This window comes from Bacteroidota bacterium (assembly GCA_016721765.1).
In the GTDB taxonomy this organism is placed as follows: domain Bacteria; phylum Bacteroidota; class Bacteroidia; order UBA4408; family UBA4408; genus UBA4408.
Genome location: JADKHO010000001.1, coordinates 1,606,429 through 1,631,122, shown reverse-complemented (window position 1 = coordinate 1,631,122; position 24,694 = coordinate 1,606,429). Strand labels below are relative to the sequence as shown.

Genomic DNA, 24,694 nt, shown 5'->3' with positions numbered 1-24,694 from the left:
CATTACTTCTGGACGATAATTTTTTGCGCTTTTGAGCCGCATTTCAAGATGTAAATCCCGTTCTGCCAGGTTGAAACATCTATCAAAGCACTTGATTTAATTGGAATTGATAAAATGAGTTGACCAACAATTGTTTCAATTTTTAAAGTTTCCTCTTCTGACGGGTCTGACACTAAAATTGTTAATTCTTTTGATGCCGGGTTCGGAAATACAAGAACTTGCAAGGAATTTTCTTCAATCGTTTTATTGCCTAGTGTACAATTAGATGCATTAAAAGTGGTAGTATTAAGTGCAGAAAATGGTCCAAAACCATTAGGACAGCGGGCCATAGAAACATCCGCAAGTTGTGCACCAAAAGTAATACTATCGAGCACAAGTGAATCCTGATTGCTAAGCACTATTCTTTCTCCGTTTTGTGATAATTTAAAATTACAATGAAGTGCTGAAGTTCCTAATTTGTCGTCGGCCCAAATAATTAAATAGTCATTTGGATAAATTAATGTATTTAATGGAAAAGCAAATTTTTGAGGATTAGAATAACTGTCGGAAAGATACAATCCTGCTAATCCTAACGTATCGCCCGTGGTATTATACAATTCAATCCAATCGGAATGGTTACCGTTATCATCGACGGTATCTGATACATTATTGGCTAAAAATTCATTTAATCTAATTTGACCTAAGGCAGGCGTTTGCACTTGTGCTTGCAAGCTGTAGAACTCATGCTCTGCTCGTTCGGGCGAAAAAACACCAGCAGTTGCATTCTCCGCATAAATATAATATTGAAGTGAAACATTGGTCATTGTAAGCGCTGCTCCAAAAATGTTATCAGCAGCCACCCCGTCATTGTGCAAGCCATCGTCGAACATTTGCATTTGGCTGAATTTATCTGCATTGCTAAATCGATATCCGAGTAATACAGATGAGGCTAGTGCGTTTGTAACATTTGCAGAAATCCCAACCACTCCATTCAAATTTGGTGCGTTCGTATTGGATACAACTGCTGTGATACTTGGCGGAGTAGCCATAAATTCAGGAGTAGCTTGAAGGTAATTCACACGAGCTGTCATTAAATTACTAATCCCGGGAACGGTATAGCTTCCTACTGTATAGTTAGTAGTTAATCCATTTTGAAACTGTGTGTAACTATAAAATCCATTTGTATCGTTAAGTACTGCCGTATCAATACTTGCATGTAAATTGGCTGCAAGTGTTTGATACAGATTATTCGCAAATTGTTCGTTCACAAGAGTGCGCATGTGGGCTACATACATTTTTTTGTAGCTAGCACTTCCAACAATCGCATTAATCAGCGGCCAATAAGGGTCGGTGGCGTGCAAGGTTAAAGGCATTTGCTGCATATTTGTAACGGTGAGACCTGCAGTTCCAGTAGCTCCGGATCCGGCAAATGGAAAACCTCCAAACGACATGTTTAAATCCCAAACAATTGGATTGAAGTGTTGCGTATTGTCTTTATAGAGGTAGTAGTTTTGGCAAAAAACACCCGAATAGCTATCGAGGTTAACCAGCACATTGTTGAACGCCAGCATCCAAATAAATCTATCCACATCCAAAATAGAGCGAATGTTTGATGCATGATTTGTAAGCGAATCGCACAAGGCAACCAAATCATTCCAACCGAAATCAGATTTTACCTCATAAAAATTAAAATAAGCGGAACTATCTGCACCTGTTTTAAACTTTAGGTTGCTTTTGGTAGTTGGCCCGGGGAGCACAATTGGATTGCATTTTAAAAAGGTATTTGAGGAAGAATAAAAATGTTCGGAGCAAAAATCTTTATTAATATTTTCATCGTTAGAATACAATCCATGATACACCCCATTGATATACAATTGTGCAAAATTGGAACGTGGGCAATCCATATAGTTATTTAGAATTTGGTAGGAAAGCACCTCGCGAATTTGAGAAGGATCAGCATAGCCATTTCCTAATTTAATATCCGTGAATCCTTGATAGGCTTGGCCTTTAAATTCATCCAAAGCGATGTGAATTGGATTTTTTGTATAGGTAGAGTCATAGGAGCTGTTGCCTTTGTATTTCACACCCACACTATCATAGGTACTTCCATTAATACTTACAGTTGCCGCCATAATATAGCCTTCAGCACCCGCTTTGGCAGTATCCATCTGGTAGTCCCAGTTGCTTTGGGTAAAATTAATTTCAATTTGCTGAATGGTATTCAGGTCGTACAGTGCTGTTTGCGCGTAAATTAAATTGCAGATTAGTAACAAAACAAATGGTAACCTGTACTTCATTTTGCAGGAAGTGCGTAAACAGATAAACCCTAATTTAATTTGAATTTTCAAAATTGTAAAAATGTTACTGTAGTATTATTTTTTTTGCTGTTTTTTTCCCATCCCCATCTTGCAAAACAACAAAATAAATACCTGATGGAATATCATTTCTGTTGATTTGGATATTGGATTCAGGAGCAAACTTAAGCACTATGCGACCTGCTAAATCGGTTAGCTGAATGCTTTTTAAATTGCTGCTTTTGTAAAGATTAACTCGAATAAAATCCTTGGCCGGATTTGGAAAAATGCTAAATTCACTTTGGGCACTGACAACATGAACAGCAGTTGGATTGCAAACGGTACAACTTCCAAAACAAAAAGCTGAAAGCACAGTATCCTTAGCTACTGTAATGGAACGATTGCCATTAACATTGCAAGCCGATGGGATGGATTCATCAAAACCCCAAGCATTTCCATTCACAAATTTATATTGGTAGGTGCCACTGTCGACGTACGAAATTATTTCGAAAATGCTATCTCCAAAGCTATACAGACTTGTAGTCGCAGGATTCCAGTTTTGAAAATTACCGGCCACATGGGGGCGATTTGAAATCGCAGTTTGATTATTTAAATCGACCAAATAGCGCACTAAGTTTAAGCCAGCCGGAGCGTTGCCTGCAAATTTTATAGCCCCTACAAATGTTGTGTCGTTAGCAATTGAATCAACCCAAAGCCAACGATTATCATCAAAATCATAACCCACACGAGATTCAACAGGAACAAATTCCACTTCATAAAACTGATCCCCATTCACGAATTTATATTCATACTTCGCAAAGGCAGGAAGTTCAACAATTACACTATAAATAGTTGTTGAACCTTCTTGAATGCAAACGGTTTCATTGGAAGTCCAATCTCCACCAGGATAACCTGCAATGGCTTGAAAGTCGCCCGTAACATGAATTCCATTAGGGCTGATGGCAAAAGTATCCATGTCGACAGCAAATTTTACTTTTTTAGCAAAGCCATTTGTCACAGCTAACAGCAGGAAAGCTACAAAAACTAGTTTTTTCATTTTTTTTATGGATTACTTAATTAGTACAATTCGTTTATTAATTAGTCTCTTATTCTGTCTTTTTAAAGATAGATTATAAAGCCCACTTTCGAAATTTGAAAGATCAAGGAGCTTTGCATTGTTTTCCTGCAATAGGATGTTTCCCTGGGCGTCATAAAGTGAAACTTCAATTGATTCATTTTGGTAGTTACTCATATCGATGGTAATTAATCCGGAAGTAGGGTTAGGGAAAACTGTAAAAGCAGAATTTCGAGGCTGATCAAAAATTCCGGTAGCAACAAAATTAAATGAAAGGGAAGTGTCGGATTCGCACCCATTACTGTTTTTAATTCTTACCTGATACCAGCCATTTTGGGTAGGTTGAAAGGATTGTGCTGTTGCACCCAAAATTGCCTGACCAGCAAAATACCATTGGTAGCTTGATTCCAAACTAGCAAAAAGTGTATCCCCATTTTGAGTGATAGTAGGTGTAGCAGGTGGGCCGGTTATAAAACATTGTGCGTAGCGATGCGCCTGCGGTACAGAGCCTAAAATAGTTTTTGACCAAATTGTTACTCCCGAAGGATTTGTTTCATAAATCAATCCCGAGAGTGCCACACAAATAAGTGAATTTCCGTTAGGCAATTGATTAGAACTACCCATATTGCTTGTATAGCCATTACCCACTATACGGGAAGTATAGCTGGATGGTGAAAAAGCTGCTCCGGGATTGATAGTATAACTGTATCCATTGTAGGGTAAATCAATTTGATCGATACAGGATTTTTGATTAGGACTAGTTTGTCCTCCATTGTTAAAGCATGCCAGGCGTCCGGCATTTGGACTTCCTTTTGGAATCCAGTGTGCATCGTGCACTACCTTCAAAATTTGGGTTCCGGCTACACCATAGGCTTGTGGATTTCCCCATCGGTAAAGTAGGTCGCCGCCTTTGCCTGAATTTCCTCCACTGTGACTGGCGGCTTCAGCTGTGGTGGTACTGTGATCGATGATATACACTTCATTTAAATTATGGCAGCTAAATGCAATTTGATCAAGACTATCGTTATAATCGAGTCCGTTCATGTGCATCCAATCTTGTTTTGGGGTAAAATTGATGTTGAGTAGTTCGGGATGATTTACAATTGATGTTTGATAATTCGCAGCAGATGCATTCACATTTTGCACCAAATGATCCCAAGCGTGCCACTCCCACACAACTGTTCCGGTGGTTGCACCCGTAGGTTGAATTTCGACAATTTTATCGGGCCACATTTCTCCGGCAAATCCTGTGCACCCTGCGGCTGCGACTTGCGCGGCTGTTTTGCGTTCGTAGGCGATTACCAAAACATTTCCATTTGGCATAGGACAAATATCATGGTGGGTGCAGTAGTTAGTGGTAGAATATACATAATCCCAAAGCACATTTCCATTCCAATCCACTTTTTGAACTTCCCCACAAATAGGGCCACCGGAAAAAGAATTGCCGGCTCTTGAAATGGAGCGAAGAAGCACACCGCCTTCGAGCATGTAGGAAGAATAGCCTGTTTTTTTAGTCGTAGAAAAGGACCATGTTTTATAAATGGTTCCGTTAGTATCAATCAAATTTGCTGTTGTTCCACCCATGGTTGCGTACAAGGTGTATCCTGCGTATTGTTGAGCGTGCAAGCGATTGCTGCATAAAAAAAGGAGGATAAAAAATCCTTTTAAAATTTGGTTTTTCATTTTTATTTATTCTTGTGGTTACGTTTATGGGTTCAAAGAAAGGACATATTTTAACATCAATTTAACATTAAACTTACAAAAAGGGTGAAAGTTTAATTTTAGTAGGTGAAAGTTTGAAGCAACCGGAATTATTAAGGTAAAAGTTTTATTTCCTATTTTTAGCTCATGAAAACATTCAAAGTAGAAACAGAGGTGAAGGTTTATCCTTCAATAAAAGAGCTGAGTGCAGAAGATCAAAATTTAGTTCAGCAGGCACGAGAGGCCGCAAAAGGGGCTTATGCACCCTATTCGCATTTTAATGTTGGAGCAGCAGTATTGCTTGAGAATGGAGTAATTATTAAAGGCAATAATCAGGAGAATGCAGCTTATCCTTCGGGAATTTGTGCTGAACGAGTGGCAGTATTTGCAGCAGGTGCAAATTATCCTGGAGTAAAAATAAAAACAATGGCAGTTACCGCATTTTCTTTAAATGCAAGGATTGATTCGCCTATAACACCTTGTGGATCCTGTCGACAGGTAATGAGTGAATACGAAACAAAATCCAATTCCGACATCCGTTTAATTTTATGTGCGGATTGTGAGGAGATTTGGGTATTGGAAAGTGTGAAATCAACTCTTCCTTTGCTTTTTAGCTCCAAATCATTAAAATAAATTTCAATGGCACAGGCTACCAAAACAACCTTTGTTTTATTTTTTTTTGTATTCCTAAATGGTCTGAAAGGGCAAGAGGTTATTGCAGAAAAAAAATGGTCATGGTCAATTAGTGCAGGATATTTGAGCACAAAAATTAAGAACGAGAACTACGAAAAAGACGAAGCTTTAAAAACAAAGAATGAGTCGAATATTTGCGGAGAACTGCATGTTTTGTACCCTTTAAGCTCATCGGTTTATTTCTTAACAGGAATTAGTTACCTAAAGTATTCCACTTTATCGGAAAGCAATGGCTTTTTTAAGGCACTTTCGATGAAACAAGACATTGATGGCTATTCTTACTTTCCATTAGTGGAGAGCAAATTTAAAGACCATCGAAAAATCACCACTATTTCGGTGCCTATAGCTCTGCGAAAAAATTTTTCGCGTTCCATTGAACAGGGATGCTTCTCAGAGTTTGGTTTATTAGCGAATTATGTAGCTATTGCAGAAATTAAGGGAGAGGGCTCTTATGAAACCAAAGGAATGTATCCGGACGACAATTATTCAAATGTATATATCATTTTAGAAGATATTCCGCGTTTGGATTATAAGGAAATTAGAAAAGATAAAACTACCTATATCTCGACCAACCATATCACATTCAATTATTTTTTATCTTTAGGCTACTATATAATGGCAACGGATAATACTGAACTTTCGTTTAAGGGTTATTATACTGCAAGCATTTTTGATATTACAGAGAAAGCTGACAAGAAAAAAGATTATATTGAAATTGCCGGGGATTCAGACCCTTATAAAAAAACAACATTATCGGGCTTAGGAATTATATTAGGATTGAAATTTTAGATTCAAAGAAAATAAAACAATGCTTTAATAAATTTGGGATTAGACTAGCCGAATCATTTGCTTCCCTTATGTTATTTGATTTTATATTAAATTCGCACTCTTGTTATTCCGATAAAAAAGATAGAAATGGAAAAAACGATTACCAAAAAGACACCAAAAACAGTAGAAAAATACGGACGGGAGACTTACCTGATGTGGTATGAGAATATGCAACTTATGCGTAAATTCGAAGAAAAGGCAAGTCAACTATATATTCAGCAAAAGATAAAGGGATTTTGCCATTTGTACATTGGCCAAGAAGCGATTTTAGCCGGAGCGATGGCAATTATTAAGAAAGATGATAATATGATATCGGCCTACCGTGATCATGCGCATCCATTGGCAAAAGGAATGCATCCTAAATATGTGATGGCTGAATTAATGGCAAAAGCAACCGGTTGCAGTAAAGGCAAAGGTGGAAGCATGCACATGTTTAGTAAGGAGTTTCGCTTTTTTGGAGGACATGGTATTGTGGGGGGGCAAATTCCATTAGGTGCCGGGATTGCATTCGCAGAAAAATTTAATGGAACCAAAAATGTTACCTTGTGTTATATGGGCGATGGAGCCATTCGTCAAGGGGCTTTGCATGAAGCTTTCAACATGGCTATGTTGTGGAAATTGCCGGTAATTTTTGTGATTGAGAATAACCAATATGCCATGGGAACCTCTGTTGAACGTACCAGCAATGTGCATGATTTATATAAAATTGGTGCCGGCTATGAAATGCCTTCTTTTCCGGTAGATGGAATGAGTTGTGAAGCGGTTGCTGATGCTACTAAAGAAGCTTATGACCGTGCTGTTCGCGGAGATGGTCCAACTTTATTGGAAATGAAAACTTATCGCTATAAAGGTCATTCCATGAGTGATCCGGCTAATTATCGTTCGAAAGAAGAAGTTGAAGAATATAAATCGAAAGACCCAATTGAACAGGTGTTAGCTACAATTCAAAAAAATAAATGGGCAAGCGAATCCGAAATTGGAGCAATAGATGCTAAAATAAAGGGGCTTGTTGACGAATCAGTTCAGTTTGGAGAAGATTCACCTTATCCGGATATTTCTGAGCTGTATAAGGATGTTTATACCCAAGAAGATTATCCTTACATTATAGAATAAATACACCACTAAATAAGATATACGTTTTTATAGACTTTTCCGCACATATTTTTGTTGCCGGAATTTCTAAAATCAAAAATTAAAATTCCAAAATTAAAAATGGCTGAAGTAGTAAAGATGCCCAAATTGAGTGATACCATGACAGAGGGCGTGGTGAGCAAGTGGCACAAGAAAGTTGGTGATGTAGTAAAATCAGGTCAGTTGTTGGCAGATATTGAAACAGATAAAGCTACCATGGAATTTGAATCTTTTCAGGATGGTGTATTGCTTTATATTGGCGTGGAAGAAGGTAAAGGCGCACCGGTAGATTCTATTCTTGCCATCCTCGGTGAAAAAGGAGAAGATATAAAGGCATTGTTGGCAGGAGCACAAACAGCAGCACCTGCGGCAGAAAAAAGCACTGAAAAAATTGTTGAAAAAGTCGCACCAGCAAAAGCAACAGAAGTTACCAAACCTGAACCGGTTAAACCTTTAGCAGCAGCCGTTATTACAAAAACAACAGTTTCGGATGCGGCGGATGGTAGAACAAAAGTTTCTCCGCTTGCAAAAAAATTAGCGGAAGAAAAAGGGATTGATATTATGGGGGTGCGCGGAAGCGGTGACGAAGGAAGAATCGTGAAACGAGACATAGAGAATTACAATCCCGCATTAAATTATACCGGATCTTCAAATTCTAGTTCAGGATTTGTTGGTGTTGAAAGCTTTACAGAAGAAGCTGTATCCCAAATGCGAAAAACCATTGCGCGCAGATTGGCAGAAAGTAAATTTAGCGCACCGCATTTTTACCTCACCATGGAAATCAACATGGACAAAGCCATTGAGGCACGAAATGATATTAACGAAAGCTCTCCGGTAAAAATTTCTTTTAATGATTTTGTGATTAAAGCGGCAGCGCTGGCATTGCGGAAACATCCAAAAATAAATTCCTCTTGGCTGGGCGATAAAATTCGTTTTAATCAGCACATTCATATTGGAGTAGCGGTTGCGGTAGAAGATGGCTTGCTTGTTCCGGTTGTGCGCTTTGCAGATGGTATATCTTTGGCTCAACTCTCCGTGGAAGTAAAATCCTTGGGTCAAAAAGCAAAAGAAAAAAAGCTTCAGCCTGCGGAATGGGAAGGAAATACCTTTACGATTTCCAACTTAGGAATGTTTGGAATTGATGAATTTACAGCGATTATTAATCCACCAGACGCATGTATACTTGCAGTTGGTGGGATAAAACAAGGGGCAGTTGTGAAGAATGGGCAATTGGCTGTTGGAAACTTGATGAAAGTAACCTTAAGTTGTGATCACCGTGTTGTAGATGGTGCCAGTGGAGCTGCTTTTTTACAAACTTTAAAATCGTATTTAGAAAAGCCTATCAACCTGTTACTATAAAAAGTGCTTATGCTTTCGCCATGATTTTCTGTCAAAGTAAATCAAGCGAATTTCTCACTGCATTTAGGATTTCACGCTACTTAATTCTTCACCTTGACGATTTTGTTCTTCAAGGGTCCATCCATCTGTGACCGTTGTTTCCAGCCAAATTTTTCCGGATTTACGAAACACTTGAACGCCAAGCCCATAAATAGTATTAAAGCTCTGTTCCAAATCTGTAACAGTCATGTCAGGTGTAATCACAATTCGTCCTTTATTATGCAGCGTTCTGCACTCACCAAGGGTTTTGCTATTGTGACGCACAGTACGCTTTGGAGATGCTCCACCGGGTTTGTGTGGTTTCTCAAAAAACTCAAGTTTCAGGTAAGGAAAAGCAGCATTAAATTCTTCCTGAATTGCAGAAATTTTCCTGCTGTCGTTAATAGTTACCTTCATAATAATCGCGGGTTGATAGAGCAAAATAGTGAGCCTTTAGTTGAAACAATAATATGTATTAATGGTTCAAAATTAGCGTCAACACGCAGGTAATCAAATGACAGCTATCAGAAAGTAATATGACTTAAGTCAGTATAATTAGTTTTTCATTCGAGTGAGCTTTTCATAGTTCAAGATGGTAATTGAACCACCTTTAATATCGATTAAGCTTTCATCTTTAAAATCGCTCAAGGTTCGAATTACGGTTTCAGTAGCGGTACCCACTAAGTTTGCTAAATCTTCGCGAGAAACATTCATGCTAAACTTTTGGTCCATTTCCTTTTTATACTTATCGGAGAGTTTCACCAATGCCTCAGCCACTCTTTTACGAACTGAATTATAGGCAAGCTTGACTAATTCCTTTTCGTTTTCGAGTAAATTATTGGATAGAATTTCAATAAACTTTCGAGCAACCTCTGCATTTTTATAAAGCAGTGAAAAAAAGTCGTCTTTGGGAATAATAAATATTTCTGATTCTTCTAACGCAGTAGCGGTACTGGTGTATTTTTCATTTTGAAGCAGTGAAAGGTACCCGAAAAAATCACCCTCTTTGTGTAACTCTGTTATTAGTTCCTTTCCGGCTTCATTTGCCCTGTGTATTTTTATTTTTCCCTTATTCACAAAGTACACACCTTTAGGAAAGGTACCTTCCATGTAAATATCGTCCTTCTTTTTATACACTCTGATATCGCGCTCTTCAGAAAGTTTTTTGAGCGATTCAATACCTTTGGCTTCATTTATAAAATCGCTTAAACCGTCAATATTTTTAGTAAATTCCTTACGAAGAATATTGTTTTTTTTGAGTCGGCTTTCAATTGCATTTAGCAATTCCACATCGTCAAAAGGTTTGGTTAGGTAATCATCGGCACCTAATTCCATTCCTTTGCGAAGGTCGGTTCGTTCGGCCTTTGCGCTTAAAAATATGAAGGGGATGCTCGCTGTTTTTTCGTTTTTAGATAGCATGTGCAAGACACCATATCCATCGAGCACAGGCATCATGATGTCGCAAATAATTAAATCAGGTTGTTCTTTTTGGACCATTTCAACGCCTTCTTTTCCGTTTTTTGCGGTGTATACCTGATACTGTGCCAGTCCAAGAATTTCGGCCGTATTTTCGCGCACATCCTCATTATCTTCAATTAGGAGAATTTTTTTATTCATAGGTCAATTTTGATTGGGGATGATTGATTAATTTTATTGGGGAATTATTATAGTGAAGGTTGTTCCTTTATTTTCTTTGCTTTCAAAATCTATAGAGCCATTCATGAGTTCAGTATATTTAGTCACAATGTTTAATCCTAAACCGGTGCCTTGAATATGCGTTGCGTTGTGTCCTCTAAAAAAACGTTCAAACAAATGCTTTTGATCTTCTTTTGAAATACCTATTCCACTATCTTTCACACTAACTTTTATAGTTGAACTGTGCACGTGTGAGCTCACTTCAATAAGCCCACCATCGGGTGAGAATTTAATGGCATTTGAAATCAAATTAAACAAAATATTTTTCAATAATTTTTTATCAACTATCGCTTCTTCTTTTCCATTGTGCTTGTATTCCAATTTTTGCCCTTCGGTAACCATGAACTGCATTTCCGAAAGAATATCGCTTATGACATTTTTTAGGTTTATTGTTTCGGGAAGGTTTTCTAATTTTCCTTCTTCTAATTTACTTACCGATAAAAAATCATTCAAAATATCGGTAAGGTTATTTACCGATTTTTTAATGCGTGAAACGTGACGCATTTGATTATCCTTATCATTTTGCTCTCCATATTTGGTAACCAGCGAAAGGGATGATATAATTGCGGTTAAAGGGGTACGGAATTCGTGAGAAGCCATCGAGACAAAGCGTGATTTCAATTCGTTTAAATCCTTTTCCTTTTCTAAGGCATTTCGCAAATCTATCTTTGTTTTTTCGAGCTCTTCAATTGCTTCTTCTAAAATAAGTGTTCGGTTTTTAACTTGCTTTTCGAGTTCTGTAGAATAATTTTTCATTTTATCCTCCGCTTGCTTTCTGACAGTGATATCCACAATAAAGGCAATAACATAGTTACCGGTTGCACTCTTAAATGGACTCAAACTTATTTCAAGCGGGAACTCAGTACCATCTTTTCTCAACCCGAATAACTCCATACCGGAGCCCATGGAACGTGCGTGCGGATGATGGCTATAGTGATCGCGTTGGCCCACATGTTTGGCAGAAAGTCGCTTTGGGATAAGCGTTTCAATTTTTTTCTTTAATAACTCATCCTTTGCATAGCCAAATAGCTTTTCGGCGCTTGGATTGATACGAATAATCTCACCTCCTTCATTAACAACCAAAATCCCTTCCGTTGCAAATAGAAAAAGTGCACCAGAGCCCTCTTTGCTTTCCATTCTTTTTATTTCGCTATGTTCCACGGTCTTGTCGCTACTGTTTTAACCGGCGAAATTAATTTCTATCTAAATAAAAAAATATGACTTAGATCAGTTCTTTAATTTCGACTAAACTAGTGAGACAAGCGCATGCTAAAATAGGCAATGTTTCCGAACAAAAGGAAAGTAATTTATAGTACACTTTCTAATCCTGTTTTTTGGATATAATTTTTAGTCATCCAAGCCAAATAGACGGCATTCCTAGCATTAGAAATAAAATCCAATTAAATACTTAAAAGGGTGTTTTGATTTTACCTTTTGGGGAATTGGAATTTGGGAAATGCATGAATACACTCGTACCTTACCATTGGAAACATTCCGCATAACAATCTGAATGTCAAGTATGATGGTAATCATATAATTTATTGACTCGCATCATATTCAGTTTCTTGTGGTGGGCTTAATTTTGTGAAAAACAAATTTCACTATGGCAAACTATCCCCTCCTTATTTTTGATGAATTACAAGCCGATGAATTATGCGATTACATACAAAAAAAGCATCATTCCTTCGCACGTCATTCGATGGAAACGATCCATCAATATTTTGTTCAGATGCTTCATGAAGCAGGCAGTGAAACAAGTTTGGAAAACGAAATGCACTCCCATTTTTTAAATCTTCAAAACCACCTTGAACAACATTTGAAAAAAGAGGAAACGGTTCTCTTTCCTTTTATTCGGAAAATGATTCACTTAAAAAATGGAGATGGGCAAGGTTGCTTTCCACTTGGTGTACGCGTGGATAATCCGTTAAGAATAATGAGTCATGAACACGAGAAAATGATTCATGATTTGGAAAAGCTAAATATAGCTTGTTCAACTTTTGTGGCTACAAAGCTACATACCATCACTGCTAAACTTTGTTATGTGGAGCTTGTGGATTTAGAGGAAGATTTGAGAAAACATTTTTCATTAGAGGAGGAGATATTGCATCCCAAATTAATAGAATTGGGTAAACTGATTCAGGAAAATTTGGCGCATTAAAAATTGCGGAAATAGATTCAGCAAGAAAAAAAAGAGTACCTTTAATAAAACATGCAATGAAAACAATACTAATTCCAACCGACTTTAGCCTAGCCTCTATGGGAGCTGCGGTTTATGGTGCTGAACTGGCAAAGCTTTCTTCAGCCAATATTCTTTTGTTTCATGCGTACCATCCTCCACTCCCTACTGCCGCAAATGAGTTTATAGCCATGCCTGAATGGGATTTAGACCGAGAGAATTTGGTACTCTTAGAAAATTTTGCACGTGAGCTACGACAAAAAGTAGTCGGTAGTTATGAAATAACTTGTCGGGTTAAATTAGGATTTGCGGTAGAAGAAATAATTTGGGCTGGTGAGGATAATAATGTTGACCTAATCGTAATGGGGATCAGCGGAAGCGGACGTTTAAGTGAATTTTTGATGGGAAGTAATACTACCGGAGTAATTCAAAAAACAAACATTCCGGTGTTGATTATCCCGCCCAAGGCAAGCTTTAAAAAGATGAGCGATTTTGTTTTTGCTTATGATTACAAATCCGAAATAGCAAAAAATGTACTTCTTCAACTCAAGAAATTTATTCATGATTTTAAGGCAAATCTTAACATTTTGAATCTTGAAAAACCGGAAGAAGGAATTGGATTTGAAAAAGCAGTAAATGGAATGCTCTTAGAAAATGCATTAAGTGATGTTGTGCATACACTTCATTTTTTACCAAAAATTGCCGACATCGCTACCGAAATGAATGATTTTGTGGATACCCATGAATCGGATATTTTGATTGTGGTGCCGCATCGATACAATATTTTAAAAGGTATTTTTCACCAGAGTGTCACCAAGCACCTCGCTTTTCACTCGCATATTCCAATACTTGCCTTACACGACTAATTTTAAAATTGGATGGAGTATAAGGATTACTATAAAATTTTGGGTGTTTCAAAAAGCGCTAAAGCCGATGAAATAAAGAAGGCATTTCGCAAGCTTGCAGTAAAATTCCATCCCGATAAAAATCCCGGAAATAAAGCGGCTGAAGAAAAATTCAAGGAAGCCAATGAGGCAAATGAAGTATTGAGCGATCCAGAAAAAAGAAAGAAATACGATGAACTTGGAGAGTATTGGAACAAGCAGGCTCAAAGTAGAAATGGCAAAGAAGGATTTGATTGGAGCAAATGGCAAACACATGGCGATTCAAATTCATATGGTTATTCGGGAAACCAAGATTTTCAGGATAGCCATGCTAGTCAAACTGATTTTTCGGATTTTTTTGAATCGGTATTTGGGGGTAGGGCGTATGGAAGTCGCAGCGGAAACAGGCCTGTGAAAGGCGAAGATTATGCTGCAGAATCAACACTTTCGCTCGAAGAAGCTTATCTGGGTACAACCCGACAATTACAGCTTAACTCAAGTGTTTTTGAAATAAAAATAAAGCCTGGCGTGCGCGATGCACAAACGCTTCGTATGAAAGGAAAAGGAGGAAAAGGCAGAAATGGCGCAGCGGATGGCGATATTATAATAACCCTACACATCCCTGAACATCCTCATTTCAAAATCAAAGACAGTGATTTATATGCCGAAACTTTTGTAAACCTGTATACATTATTACTCGGTGGAAAAGCAATTGTTCGTACCTTAAAAGGAAGCATGAAAATTGACATACCCAAGGAAACCGAAAACGGTAAAACACTGCGCTTAAAAGGGCTGGGTATGCCTTTATTTGGTAAGGCAAATGAATTTGGAAACCTGTATTTAAAAGTGAATGCATTGTTACCCAAAAATTTGAGTGAAAAAGAAATCGCCTTACTCCAAGAATTGGAGGAAGTGCGAAAAGTGAATTTGGTTTAATCTTATTGAATCACTTATCAGTGCTACTACACAACTCTTTTCTACTTCGCTTTTAACTTTATTTTGGTGAGCGAAATTGCTTCCATTAATATTTCCCTGATTGCTTGAATGGGTATATCAGTATTGGGATTTACCAATAGAATTTTCATGCGTGATCTATTTTCTATTTTTAATTCGGGATGGTTAATGTGCTTCCCTTCCACAACTCCCAAATAAGGCATTTTAAGCTTTTTATGCAGCCAAATATAGCAGAGCATTTTATCCTTGTAACAGAAGAAAGGCATTCCGTATTTCCACTGAGCTTGAATATTATTGTCGAGCGATAAAACGATTTCCCTTAAAGCTAACATGCAACTTTGAACGGGTTCCTCTTGTTTTAAATAAAAGGTGTCTATTTCACTCATTAAACAAAACTAAAAAATATTAAACAATGGACTTAAAATCGGGATTGCTGAAATAGAACGCGTGCTAAACTATATTCCAAAAAATTTATACCCCATTCCTTTAACTTCAATCCCAATCATTTAATTCTGCATAATTCGCTAACTCAATGGCATTGTACTTCCCATTTATTGTAAACCCTGTACAAACAATTTTGAGAAAAAAAAGGAGGTAGTAAAAAATCCTGACAAAGGTCAGTTCAATTCGTGATAGCGGTCATGAAATTTCCCTTTTTACGCCTGTAATTTTGAGCCGTTAAACAAAAAATGATTCTTCCATAAACCACATATTAACATGAGAGAAAATTTAGGAAATACAGATAAAATTGTACGCATATTTTTGGGGCTTATCATTGTGCTAGCAGGCGTCGAATACGGAAGTTGGTGGGGCTTATTAGGCTTTATTTTTCCAATCACAGCTGTGATTAATTGGTGTCCAATTTATGCCTTTTTTGGGTTCAGATCAAATCACGGAGAACAAAAAAAAGTTCTTTAATCATAAAGAAAAAAAGCGCTTAGGCTCAGCATTCGAAAGGGGTGGTTTAATTTCATGTTGAGTCGGCGCTTTTATTATTCCCCCTAAATGGAACAAGTAAAAAATTCACTGAAGCTTTCCTGTTATCATTGTGGTGAAAACTGCAACGATACTTCTATTCATATTGCAGAAAAAGCATTTTGTTGCTCAGGTTGCAAAATGGTATATGAGATTTTAAACAAGAACGATTTATGCACCTATTACGATTTGTCTCAAAATCCGGGCATTACCCAAAAGACAAAAGTTCGTGCAAATAAATTTTCATTTTTGGAAGATGCACAAGTATTTGCCAAGTTAATTCAGTTTACCGATGGCAAGCAAACACGGGTAACATTTTATCTTCCACAAATGCACTGCAGTTCCTGCATTTGGCTCTTAGAAAACTTACACAAACTGAATCCCGAAATTATTGGCTCGTCTGTTGATTTTCCTAAAAAAGAAATCACAGTTGTGTACAACGAAACAAAATGTAAGTTAAGAGATGTTGCCGAATTACTTACCGCTATTGGTTATGAGCCACACATAAACTTAAGTGATATGGACGAAAAAGTGGTAAAAACAACCACCAAGGGTCGCCTATTTAAGTTAGGAATTGCGGGCTTTTGTTTCGGAAACATTATGATGCTAAGCTTTCCGGAATATTTTTCCTCCGGGATTTATTATGAAAAAGGAATGCGCGAATTATTTTCCTTTCTCATCCTTGCCTTATCCCTACCTGTTTTCTTTTATAGTGCATCTGAGTTTTATATCTCAGCTTGGAAAGGGCTCAAGCAAAAATTCTTGAACATTGATGCGCCTATTGTACTTGCTATTGTAATAACCTTTGGGCGCAGTGTGTATGAGATACTGACATCGAGTGGTTCCGGATATCTCGACTCGATGTCGGGTATTGTGTTCTTTATGCTTGCCGGGCGCATGTTTCAAGATAGGGTTTACAATTCTATTTCCTTTGAACGCGATTACAAATCCTATTTTCCGGTTGCTGTTGCTGTAAAAAAAGACAACAACGAGGAAAACATCCCTGTATCGAAGTTAAAAGTTGGAGATCGAATTGTGATTCGAAACAATGAATTAATCCCGGCTGATTCGATTTTATTTTATGGAAAGGCCAATATTGACTATAGTTTTGTTACAGGCGAATCGCTTCCAGTGGAGAAAGGAATTGGCGAAATTGTATACGCCGGTGGAAAACAAATTGGTGGTGCCATTGAGATGGAAGTAGTGAAAGAAGTTTCACAAAGTTACCTTACTCAATTGTGGAATAATGACGCTTTCTCACAAAGTGATGAAAAAGAAACTTCATTCATACATAAACTGAGCAGGCATTTCACCATTCTTTTGTTTTCAATAGCAACAATGGCAGGAGTTTATTGGGGGATTGTAGACAGTTCCAAACTATTAAATGCTTTAACGGCCGTTTTAATTGTTGCATGCCCATGCTCCCTGCTGCTTTCGGCCACATTTACAAATGGAAATATCATTCGGATATTCTCAAAAAACAAACTCTTTATTAAAAATGCCACAGTGATTGAATCTATGGCAAGTGTTACTCATATTGTGTTTGACAAAACCGGAACCCTTACACAAAATGAAAATGCCAAATTAATTTTTGATGGAGAAGCACTCAGTGACTTTGAACAACAATTGATTCGCACACTCGCAGCACAATCCTCCCATCCTTTAAGCAAGCATATTTATAATTTTTACCCTCAACATCAATTGTTGCAATGTGAATCTTTTGCTGAAAAAATAGGTCAAGGGATTGAAGGCAGCATTCTTGGAATTCAAATCCGCTTAGGCGCTGCACAATACATTTTAAACCGACTAGTTAAAGCTGAAAATGGGAGTAAAGTTTATGTAGAAATAAATGGATCTGAGAAAGGATCTTTTGTATTAAAAAACAACTACAGAGCAGGATTTGAAACACTCGTTCAACAGCTAAAAAAGGATTATACAGTTTCGCTTTTATCAGGCGATAATGATTCGGAAAAAAATTACTTGAGGAGTGTACTGGGAGAAAATGCAGAATTATTGTTCCACCAGTCGCCGGCAGAAAAACTCAACTATATAGCCACATTGCAAGCCAAAAACAAAAAAGTGTTAATGCTTGGTGATGGGTTAAATGATGCAGGAGCATTAAAGAAGAGCGATATAGGAATTGCGGTTAGCGACAGCATCAATAATTTTTCTCCAGCCTGCGATGCTGTGCTGGCAGGAAGCGAATTTAAGCTTTTAAAGAAATTGCTCGATTTTGCAAAAACCGGTAAAAACATCATTCTTGGAAGTTTTGTATTATCAATACTCTATAATATTGTTGGGATAGGTTTTGCCGTTCAAGGTACTTTATCTCCCATGATTGCAGCCATTCTGATGCCTGCCAGTTCACTTTCCATACTCCTTTTTACAGTTGGTTTAAGTAGTTTGATTGCGAAACGAAGAAATTTAATTTAAAAATGAACGCATGATTAAAGTCATCATTTTATCTGATTAGCATCATTCATCCGCTTTATCAGTCAAAGTAATTTTGAAACCTAAATAAACACCAAAAATGAGCGCAATCTTTATACTTATTGGAGCCAGTCTAGTAGTAGCAGTGGGCTTTTTGATTGCCTTCATTTGGTCGGTGAAAGATGGTCAATTTGAAGATGATTATACGCCAGCCATTCGCATGTTATTTGAAAATGGAATTGCACAAAAAAAAGACGCACCTGAAATTAGAAGTACCTTTGAAATAAAAAAAGTGAATACAAACAAACCAATAGTAAAAAAACAGAATTAGACTATGCAACTAGAAAAGTTTTCATACGACAACAAAATTGTAAAAATGTTTGCGTATGCCACCATGCTATGGGCGCTTGTTGGCATGCTGGCCGGGCTTTGGATAGCCTTCGCATTGGCATATCCTTCCTTAAATTTAGGAATACCCTACACTTCCTTTGGGCGATTACGGCCCTTGCACACGAATGCTGTAATTTTTGCATTTGTTGGAAACGGCATTTTTATGGGGGTGTATTATTCGCTCCAACGCTTGTGCAAAGCGAGGATGTTTAGCGATGCGCTAAGCAAAATTCACTTTTGGGGATGGCAATTAATTATTGTTTCGGCAGCGCTTACGCTTCCGTTCGGAATTACAACCGGAAAAGAATATGCCGAATTAGAGTGGCCTATTGATATTGCCATTGCTTTAATATGGGTAGTCTTTGGTTGGAATATGTTTGGAACCATTATCAAACGTAGAGAGCGCCATTTATACGTGGCCATTTGGTTTTACATCGCCACCTTTGTAACGGTAGCCATGTTGCACATTGTTAACTCTTTTGAACTTCCAATTTCTTTCTTAAAAAGTTACAGTTGGTATGCGGGTGTTCAGGATGCCCTGGTACAATGGTGGTATGGACACAATGCGGTTGCATTCTTTTTAACTACTCCTTATTTAGGTTTGATGTATTACTTTATTCCCAAAGTTGCTCAACGACCTGTTTATTCTTATCGACTTTCTATCATTCACTTTTGGGCACTTATCTTTTTATACATCTGGGCCGGGCCACACCACTTACTGTATACGGCTTTACCGGATTGGGCGCAATCTTTAGGAGTTGCATTTTCGGTAATGTTAATTGCTCCATCGTGGGGAGGTATGATAAACGGATTGCTCACCTTGCGCGGTGCATGGGATAAAGTACGTGAGGATGTAGTGTTGAAATTTATGGTAGTAGCTGTAACTGCTTACGGTATGGCAACCTTTGAAGGTCCAATGCTATCGTTGAAAAGTGTTAACGCAATTGCGCATTTTACCGATTGGATAGTAGCGCACGTTCACGTTGGCGCCTTAGGATGGAATGGATTCCTCACTTTCGGAATTTTATATTGGCTCATCCCCAAAATGTTTAGAACAGAATTGTTTTCTAAGAAAATGGCAAACTGGCATTTCTGGATTGGAACCTTAGGTATAGTATTTTATGCAGTGCCTATGTATTGGGCCGGATTTGAACAAAGTAAAATGTGGAAACAATTTACTCCGGAAGGTCAATTGCAATACCAGTTTTTAGAAACGGTTACTTACATGAAACCATTCTACATCATGCGTTCAATTGGAGGTACGTTGTATTTGCTTGGAGCGATAATTATGGTTTACAACTTAATTAAGACTATTAAAGCAGGTTCATTCCTCGCTAATGAAGAAGCAGAAGCTCCGGCTTTGGAGAAAGTATACACCAAACACAGTAGTGATCACTGGCACCGCATCATCGAACGTAAGCCTATTCAAATGCTTTTGGTGAGTTTAATTGTAGTGGTTATAGGCGGTGTAATTGAAATGGTACCTACATTTTTGGTTCAGTCCAATATCCCTACTATTTCTAGTGTGAAACCCTATACACCCTTAGAATTACAGGGAAGGGACATTTATATTCGGGAAGGATGTTATACCTGTCACTCTCAAATGGTACGCCCCTTCCGTTCAGAAACAGCACGCTACGGTGAGTATTCAAAAGCAGGTGAATTTGTGTATGATCATCCGTTCCAATGGGGTTCAAAACGAACCGGTCCGGATTTGGCGCGCATTGGCGGAAAATATCCAGACTCATGGCATTATAACCACATGCTGGATCCGAGATCAATGGAGCAACAATCGATTATGCCAAGCTATGAATGGATGCTGGATAATGAATTAGATACGAGTACAACAGGTGCAAAAATTAGAGCCATGATAACGCTAGGGGTTCCCTATGCAAATGGTTATGATAAGATTGCCAACCAAGATTTAATTAATCAGGAAAATAGCATCGTGGAGGGTTTGAAAAAAGACAAAATCGAAACACTTCCTAACAAGGAAATAGTTGCAATGATTGCTTATTTGCAACGCATCGGAAAGGATATTAAAGCACAACCCATAACTCCAACAAACGCAAAATGAAATTTATCAATTATCTCCAATCCATCGCAGGAGTAGAAATATTTCCAATGATATCGTTGATTATATTTTTTATCTTCTTTGTTGTACTTGCAGTGCTAGTATTCCGAATGCCTAAGCATCAAATTACAACATTCGAGAATATTCCTTTTGACAAAACAGATTCAACCCCTTCACTATAAATGCAATTTATATGAAAAATATTAAAAAATCAAACTTAAAAAAACCAAACGTGACTAAAAAACTCGCGCTGCTAGCAGCATTGCTACTAACAAATAGTGCTATTTTTTCACAAACAGCTGCACCTGCGGTAGGAGGAGAATCAACCAGCTTTTCGAATCCCCTTTTTATTGTGTTTTCGATTGTTATTATTTTCCTTATGATAATAATTATTATTCTGTCGGACGTGGTAAAGGGTTCTGCCAAAATAATGCTGGATAAACAGAAAGAAAAAAAGAACAAAGTAGGAATGGGAATTCTGGCTTTACTTTTGGTTTCCTCTTATTCTGTGTCTGCACAAGCTGTAGTTGCTGATGTTCCAACAAATTACGGAGGCTTAAGTGCCGGAATGTTTTACACACTTGCAACCGTAATTGTGTTTGAAGTTATCATCATTGCAGCTCTTATTTCTTTTATCAGAAGCTTCCTAGGAATAAATGAGATGAAGAAAGAAGAAGCTGCAAAAAGAGTTGAATCTAAAGTATACCAACCTTCCATCATGGAAAAACTCAATGCTTCCGTTCCACTCGAAAAAGAAGCCGATGTTTTGTTGGATCACAATTATGATGGTATTCAAGAATTAGATAACAATTTACCCCCTTGGTGGAAATATGGATTTTATTTAACCATTGTTTTTGCGGTTATTTATTTAGTGAATTACCATGTGCTTAAAACCGGCGATTTACAAGGAGCAGAATACACTAAAGAAGTAGCACAAGCAGCAATAGATATTGCTGAATTCCAAAAGAAATCTGCACTATCAGTTGACGAAAACACAGTGAAATTGCTAACAGATAACGAAAGCATAGCGAAAGGAAAAGAAATTTATATTGCCAATTGTGTTGCCTGTCATGGTAAATTTGGAGAAGGACAAGTTGGACCTAATTTTACAGATGATTATTGGATCCATGGCGGAAAAATCAATGATTTGTTTAAAACCATAAAATACGGGTTTCCGGAAAAAGGAATGAAATCCTGGAAAGAGGATTTATCCCCATCGCAAATTAGCTTTGTTGCTTCTTACATCAAAACATTACGTGGAACAAATCCACCAAATCAAAAAGAAAAACAAGGAGAACTTTACATTGAAGAAATTGCAAAAGACAGCAGTGCAACAGCAAAAATTAGTGCTGATACTACCAAAGCTGTAATCGATTCATTGGCGATGACGAAAAAATAAAAATGGAAAAAAAAACACCGGAGCACGATGAATCATTTCGTGATTCCATAGCCACCATAGGCAAAGACGGAAAGCGGGTTTGGATTTATGCTCAAAAGCCAAAAGGTAAATTATACAACTTACGCACCTATGCGAGTATTTTTTACTTGATTGTATTCTTTTCATTGCCCTTCATAAAAATTAACGGAGTTCCCCTCTTCATGTTCAATATCCTGGAGGGGAAATTCGTGCTCTTCACCATGATATTTTGGCCACACGATTTTTTCCTCTTTGGCTTGGGGATGATGATTTTTATTCTTTTTGTTGCCCTGTTTACTGTGGTTTTCGGAAGGGTATTTTGCGGCTGGGCTTGTCCGCAAACAGTTTTCATGGAAATGGTTTTTCGTAAAGTGGAATATTGGATTGAGGGAGATGCCAGCCATCAAAAAAGCCTAAACCATGGTCCTTGGACTCGCGAAAAAATCATAAAGAAAACGACAAAGAATATTGCCTTTTTTATCATCTCATTTATAATTGCCAATACATTTTTGTCCTATTTAATTGGGGTAGATAAGTTGTTTGAAATAATGAACGAGCCACTGCAAAAGCATTTTGGTGGCTTTATGTCTATACTCATTTTTACAGGTGTGTTTTACGGTGTGTATGTGCGCTTTCGCGAGCAAGTTTGTTTAGTTGTTTGCCCTTACGGAAGATTGCAAAGTGTTTTGTTAGATAAGGATTCCGTAGTGGTTGCTTATGATTATGTGCGTGGTGAACAAAGAGAAAAATTCCATAAAAATGAAGTCCGAAAAGCGGGCGATTGCATCGATTGTCATCAATGTGTAAAAGTTTGTCCAACCGGCATCGATATCCGCAACGGCACTCAACTCGAATGTGTTAACTGCACTGCTTGTATTGATGTGTGCAACCACATGATGGACAGTGTAGGTTTGCCCAAAGATTTGATTCGTTATTCATCTGAAAACGGTATCGCAAAAAATCAAAAACTTCGCTTAACCGGCAGAATGATTGCCTACTCAATTGTACTAACTGTCTTGATTGGGATAGAAGTGTTTTTGTTGGCAAGCAGAAGCGATGTAGATGCCACCATAATTAGAGCAAGAGGCATGTTGTATCAGGAACAACCCAACAATCAAATTAGTAACCTTTACAACATCGAATTGGAAAATAAAACCTACCGAGACATTCCTATTAATTTAAAATTAGAAGACACAAAGGGTGAAATAAAATTGATTGGAAAGGATCTTATGGTGAATGCTGAAGCGCAATCGGCTGGGGCATTTTTTATTTACTTAGATAAATCAACTATTTCACACCGCAAGACAGATATTAAAGTTGGACTTTATTCAAACGGTAAGAAAATTAAGACCATTAAAGTAAGTTTTTTAAGTCCTGTTTCACGTTAATAAAACCATAACAAAATGAATTGGGGAAAAAGAATAGCCATATTATACATCGGTTTTGTGCTGATGATTGTTTTTCTGGTACTAAAATCAAATCATGAAAACACCGATTTGGTTAGTGCTGATTATTATGCCCAAGAATTAAAATTTCAGGATAAAATTGATGGTCAGAACAATATGAATGCATTAAGTGGCCAGGTGCAATGTGAAGCCAGGAACAAAACAGTAAATCTTACTTTCCCGCAGGAAATGATTGGAAACAATGCCAGCGGCGAAATTCTCTTTTACCGCCCATCAGATGCAAGCCTTGATCTTTCCAACAAACTTGATATTGATGCGCAGGGCAATCAAGTCATTCACAACGAAAATTTTAAACGAGGAATTTATCGCATGCAGTTAAAATGTATGGTGAACAATAAGTCGTATTACTACGAACAACAAATTTTTATGAATTAAAATGGAACTGTTCCTTGCAGCCATATCGCTGGGATTTTTGGGAAGCTTTCACTGTGTTGGAATGTGCGGGCCCATTGCGCTTGCTTTACCATTAAACAAAAGCTCAAAATCCGCAAGGTTAGCCGGAGGTTTAATTTATAACCTCGGTAGAATTATTACCTATTCCTTATTGGGTGGATTGTTTGGGCTATTGGGAAAATCATTTATGATTGCCGGTTATCAGCAATCGCTTTCGATAGCATTGGGAATCTTAATTTTAATTATGGTATTCCTTCCCGAAAGTGCTATGAATCGCTTTCGCATTAGCTCCGAAATTTATTCCCTGATTGGAAAACTTAAATCAAAATTCACCGCCTTGTTTCAGAAAAAAAATTACAGTTCTCTTTTTTTTATCGGCTTATTAAATGGATTGTTACCTTGTGGTTTGGTGTATCTCGGAATTGTTGGTGCCATTGCCACCGGTGATGTTTTAAATGGAGCACTTTTTATGGCCTTCTTTGGTTTGGGAACTGCACCGGCAATGCTTAGTTTATCGCTAATCAGCAACAGCATTTCATTAAATTTTAGAAACAAAATTCGCAAAGCAGTCCCTGTTTTTGTAGTAACAATGGCACTTCTGTTAATTGTTCGCGGATTGAATTTAGGAATACCCTACCTTAGCCCACAAATGAGTAAAACAGATTGTACACAACACAGTTGCTGTCATAAAAAGTAAGCTGAAACCATTTCAGAAATCTTCTCATTCATCTTATCGAATCTTATATTTGTTTTTAAAAATTA

22 protein-coding genes are annotated in these 24,694 nt (G+C 37.5%); 15 read left to right on the top strand and 7 right to left on the bottom strand.

Features of this window, described 5'->3' with window-relative positions; translation table 11 throughout:
- Positions 1-2: 2 nt before the first annotated feature.
- From IPP32_05845 to IPP32_05835, 3 genes are all read right to left on the bottom strand, one after another.
- A complete protein-coding gene (locus IPP32_05845; protein ID MBL0047607.1) occupies positions 3-2,276 on the bottom strand; it encodes a CotH kinase family protein in 2,274 nt (757 codons plus the stop codon).
- 64 nt (positions 2,277-2,340) lie between these two features.
- On the bottom strand, positions 2,341-3,330 hold the full coding sequence (locus tag IPP32_05840; GenBank protein MBL0047606.1) for a T9SS type A sorting domain-containing protein: 990 nt from the start codon (positions 3,328-3,330) through the stop codon (positions 2,341-2,343).
- Positions 3,331-3,342: 12 nt separating this feature from the next.
- A complete protein-coding gene (locus tag IPP32_05835; protein MBL0047605.1) occupies positions 3,343-5,031 on the bottom strand; it encodes an aryl-sulfate sulfotransferase in 1,689 nt (562 codons plus the stop codon).
- Positions 5,032-5,196: 165 nt separating this feature from the next.
- On the opposite strand from IPP32_05835, the gene cdd reads away from it, so the two are divergent.
- From cdd to IPP32_05815, 4 genes are all read left to right on the top strand, one after another.
- A complete protein-coding gene (gene cdd, locus IPP32_05830; protein MBL0047604.1) occupies positions 5,197-5,682 on the top strand; it encodes a cytidine deaminase in 486 nt (161 codons plus the stop codon).
- Between the two features lie 6 nt (positions 5,683-5,688).
- A complete protein-coding gene (locus IPP32_05825; GenBank protein MBL0047603.1) occupies positions 5,689-6,531 on the top strand; it encodes a hypothetical protein in 843 nt (280 codons plus the stop codon).
- 126 nt (positions 6,532-6,657) lie between these two features.
- On the top strand, positions 6,658-7,683 hold the full coding sequence (pdhA, locus tag IPP32_05820) for a pyruvate dehydrogenase (acetyl-transferring) E1 component subunit alpha (protein MBL0047602.1): 1,026 nt from the start codon (positions 6,658-6,660) through the stop codon (positions 7,681-7,683).
- Between the two features lie 99 nt (positions 7,684-7,782).
- Positions 7,783-9,060 (top strand): pyruvate dehydrogenase complex dihydrolipoamide acetyltransferase, encoded by a 1,278-nt coding sequence (locus tag IPP32_05815; GenBank protein MBL0047601.1) that lies wholly within the window; start codon positions 7,783-7,785, stop codon positions 9,058-9,060.
- A gap of 63 nt (positions 9,061-9,123) precedes the next feature.
- On the opposite strand, the gene IPP32_05810 is transcribed toward IPP32_05815, so the two are convergent.
- The 3 genes from IPP32_05810 to IPP32_05800 all read right to left on the bottom strand — a co-directional run bounded on the left by IPP32_05810 (position 9,124) and on the right by IPP32_05800 (position 11,910).
- Positions 9,124-9,495, bottom strand: a complete 372-nt coding sequence (locus tag IPP32_05810; protein MBL0047600.1) for a hypothetical protein — start codon at positions 9,493-9,495, stop codon at positions 9,124-9,126.
- A 138-nt stretch (positions 9,496-9,633) separates the two neighbouring features.
- Positions 9,634-10,695: a response regulator gene (locus IPP32_05805; GenBank protein ID MBL0047599.1), complete on the bottom strand. Its 1,062-nt coding sequence runs from the start codon at positions 10,693-10,695 to the stop codon at positions 9,634-9,636.
- A gap of 33 nt (positions 10,696-10,728) precedes the next feature.
- Entirely contained in the window at positions 10,729-11,910 is a 1,182-nt protein-coding gene (locus IPP32_05800; GenBank protein MBL0047598.1) for a PAS domain S-box protein, read from the bottom strand.
- Positions 11,911-12,376: 466 nt separating this feature from the next.
- Between IPP32_05800 and IPP32_05795 the strand changes: the two genes are divergently transcribed.
- The 3 genes from IPP32_05795 to IPP32_05785 are packed head-to-tail and all read left to right on the top strand — an operon-like array spanning position 12,377 to position 14,769.
- Positions 12,377-12,931, top strand: a complete 555-nt coding sequence (locus tag IPP32_05795; protein ID MBL0047597.1) for a hemerythrin domain-containing protein — start codon at positions 12,377-12,379, stop codon at positions 12,929-12,931.
- Positions 12,932-12,987: 56 nt separating this feature from the next.
- Positions 12,988-13,815 (top strand): universal stress protein, encoded by an 828-nt coding sequence (locus tag IPP32_05790; protein MBL0047596.1) that lies wholly within the window; start codon positions 12,988-12,990, stop codon positions 13,813-13,815.
- Between the two features lie 12 nt (positions 13,816-13,827).
- Positions 13,828-14,769 (top strand): J domain-containing protein, encoded by a 942-nt coding sequence (locus IPP32_05785; GenBank protein ID MBL0047595.1) that lies wholly within the window; start codon positions 13,828-13,830, stop codon positions 14,767-14,769.
- A 41-nt stretch (positions 14,770-14,810) separates the two neighbouring features.
- Here IPP32_05785 and IPP32_05780 read toward each other — a convergent pair whose 3' ends face one another.
- On the bottom strand, positions 14,811-15,173 hold the full coding sequence (locus IPP32_05780; GenBank protein ID MBL0047594.1) for a DUF1801 domain-containing protein: 363 nt from the start codon (positions 15,171-15,173) through the stop codon (positions 14,811-14,813).
- Between the two features lie 331 nt (positions 15,174-15,504).
- On the opposite strand from IPP32_05780, the gene IPP32_05775 reads away from it, so the two are divergent.
- The 8 genes from IPP32_05775 (at position 15,505) to IPP32_05740 (ending at position 24,629) form a co-directional block, all read left to right on the top strand.
- Entirely contained in the window at positions 15,505-15,705 is a 201-nt protein-coding gene (locus IPP32_05775; protein ID MBL0047593.1) for a DUF2892 domain-containing protein, read from the top strand.
- Positions 15,706-15,792: 87 nt separating this feature from the next.
- Positions 15,793-18,195 carry a heavy metal translocating P-type ATPase metal-binding domain-containing protein gene (locus IPP32_05770; GenBank protein MBL0047592.1) on the top strand — a complete coding sequence of 801 codons (2,403 nt, stop codon included), beginning with the start codon at positions 15,793-15,795 and terminating at the stop codon, positions 18,193-18,195.
- A gap of 97 nt (positions 18,196-18,292) precedes the next feature.
- The gene (gene ccoS / locus IPP32_05765; protein MBL0047591.1) at positions 18,293-18,523 is read left to right on the top strand and encodes a cbb3-type cytochrome oxidase assembly protein CcoS; all 231 of its coding nucleotides are present in this window, start codon (positions 18,293-18,295) and stop codon (positions 18,521-18,523) included.
- A gap of 3 nt (positions 18,524-18,526) precedes the next feature.
- Complete coding sequence (ccoN, locus tag IPP32_05760; GenBank protein ID MBL0047590.1) at positions 18,527-20,659, top strand: cytochrome-c oxidase, cbb3-type subunit I; 2,133 nt, start codon at positions 18,527-18,529, stop codon at positions 20,657-20,659.
- Positions 20,660-21,224: 565 nt separating this feature from the next.
- Positions 21,225-22,055: a c-type cytochrome gene (locus IPP32_05755; GenBank protein ID MBL0047589.1), complete on the top strand. Its 831-nt coding sequence runs from the start codon at positions 21,225-21,227 to the stop codon at positions 22,053-22,055.
- A 2-nt stretch (positions 22,056-22,057) separates the two neighbouring features.
- Positions 22,058-23,461, top strand: coding sequence for a cytochrome c oxidase accessory protein CcoG (ccoG, locus tag IPP32_05750; protein MBL0047588.1), 1,404 nt, complete (start codon positions 22,058-22,060; stop codon positions 23,459-23,461).
- A gap of 15 nt (positions 23,462-23,476) precedes the next feature.
- On the top strand, positions 23,477-23,914 hold the full coding sequence (locus IPP32_05745) for a FixH family protein (protein MBL0047587.1): 438 nt from the start codon (positions 23,477-23,479) through the stop codon (positions 23,912-23,914).
- Position 23,915: 1 nt separating this feature from the next.
- Complete coding sequence (locus IPP32_05740; GenBank protein ID MBL0047586.1) at positions 23,916-24,629, top strand: sulfite exporter TauE/SafE family protein; 714 nt, start codon at positions 23,916-23,918, stop codon at positions 24,627-24,629.
- Positions 24,630-24,694 lie beyond the last annotated feature (65 nt).

What these genes read in the sequence shown, in the direction of transcription:
- ccoG (MBL0047588.1), top strand. Translation starts at nt 22,058, where the DNA reads ATGGAAAAAAAAACACCGGAGCACGATGAATCATTTCGTGATTCCATA.
- IPP32_05780 (MBL0047594.1), bottom strand. Translation starts at nt 15,173, where the DNA reads ATGAGTGAAATAGACACCTTTTATTTAAAACAAGAGGAACCCGTTCAA.
- IPP32_05775 (MBL0047593.1), top strand. Translation starts at nt 15,505, where the DNA reads ATGAGAGAAAATTTAGGAAATACAGATAAAATTGTACGCATATTTTTG.
- IPP32_05800 (MBL0047598.1), bottom strand. Translation starts at nt 11,910, where the DNA reads ATGGAAAGCAAAGAGGGCTCTGGTGCACTTTTTCTATTTGCAACGGAA.
- IPP32_05755 (MBL0047589.1), top strand. Translation starts at nt 21,225, where the DNA reads ATGTTTTACACACTTGCAACCGTAATTGTGTTTGAAGTTATCATCATT.
- IPP32_05740 (MBL0047586.1), top strand. Translation starts at nt 23,916, where the DNA reads ATGGAACTGTTCCTTGCAGCCATATCGCTGGGATTTTTGGGAAGCTTT.
- cdd (MBL0047604.1), top strand. Translation starts at nt 5,197, where the DNA reads ATGAAAACATTCAAAGTAGAAACAGAGGTGAAGGTTTATCCTTCAATA.
- IPP32_05785 (MBL0047595.1), top strand. Translation starts at nt 13,828, where the DNA reads ATGGAGTATAAGGATTACTATAAAATTTTGGGTGTTTCAAAAAGCGCT.
- IPP32_05795 (MBL0047597.1), top strand. Translation starts at nt 12,377, where the DNA reads ATGGCAAACTATCCCCTCCTTATTTTTGATGAATTACAAGCCGATGAA.
- ccoS (MBL0047591.1), top strand. Translation starts at nt 18,293, where the DNA reads ATGAGCGCAATCTTTATACTTATTGGAGCCAGTCTAGTAGTAGCAGTG.
- IPP32_05810 (MBL0047600.1), bottom strand. Translation starts at nt 9,495, where the DNA reads ATGAAGGTAACTATTAACGACAGCAGGAAAATTTCTGCAATTCAGGAA.
- ccoN (MBL0047590.1), top strand. Translation starts at nt 18,527, where the DNA reads ATGCAACTAGAAAAGTTTTCATACGACAACAAAATTGTAAAAATGTTT.
- IPP32_05805 (MBL0047599.1), bottom strand. Translation starts at nt 10,695, where the DNA reads ATGAATAAAAAAATTCTCCTAATTGAAGATAATGAGGATGTGCGCGAA.
- IPP32_05840 (MBL0047606.1), bottom strand. Translation starts at nt 3,330, where the DNA reads ATGAAAAAACTAGTTTTTGTAGCTTTCCTGCTGTTAGCTGTGACAAAT.
- IPP32_05835 (MBL0047605.1), bottom strand. Translation starts at nt 5,031, where the DNA reads ATGAAAAACCAAATTTTAAAAGGATTTTTTATCCTCCTTTTTTTATGC.
- pdhA (MBL0047602.1), top strand. Translation starts at nt 6,658, where the DNA reads ATGGAAAAAACGATTACCAAAAAGACACCAAAAACAGTAGAAAAATAC.
- IPP32_05815 (MBL0047601.1), top strand. Translation starts at nt 7,783, where the DNA reads ATGGCTGAAGTAGTAAAGATGCCCAAATTGAGTGATACCATGACAGAG.
- IPP32_05790 (MBL0047596.1), top strand. Translation starts at nt 12,988, where the DNA reads ATGAAAACAATACTAATTCCAACCGACTTTAGCCTAGCCTCTATGGGA.
- IPP32_05770 (MBL0047592.1), top strand. Translation starts at nt 15,793, where the DNA reads ATGGAACAAGTAAAAAATTCACTGAAGCTTTCCTGTTATCATTGTGGT.
- IPP32_05825 (MBL0047603.1), top strand. Translation starts at nt 5,689, where the DNA reads ATGGCACAGGCTACCAAAACAACCTTTGTTTTATTTTTTTTTGTATTC.
- IPP32_05845 (MBL0047607.1), bottom strand. Translation starts at nt 2,276, where the DNA reads ATGAAGTACAGGTTACCATTTGTTTTGTTACTAATCTGCAATTTAATT.
- IPP32_05745 (MBL0047587.1), top strand. Translation starts at nt 23,477, where the DNA reads ATGAATTGGGGAAAAAGAATAGCCATATTATACATCGGTTTTGTGCTG.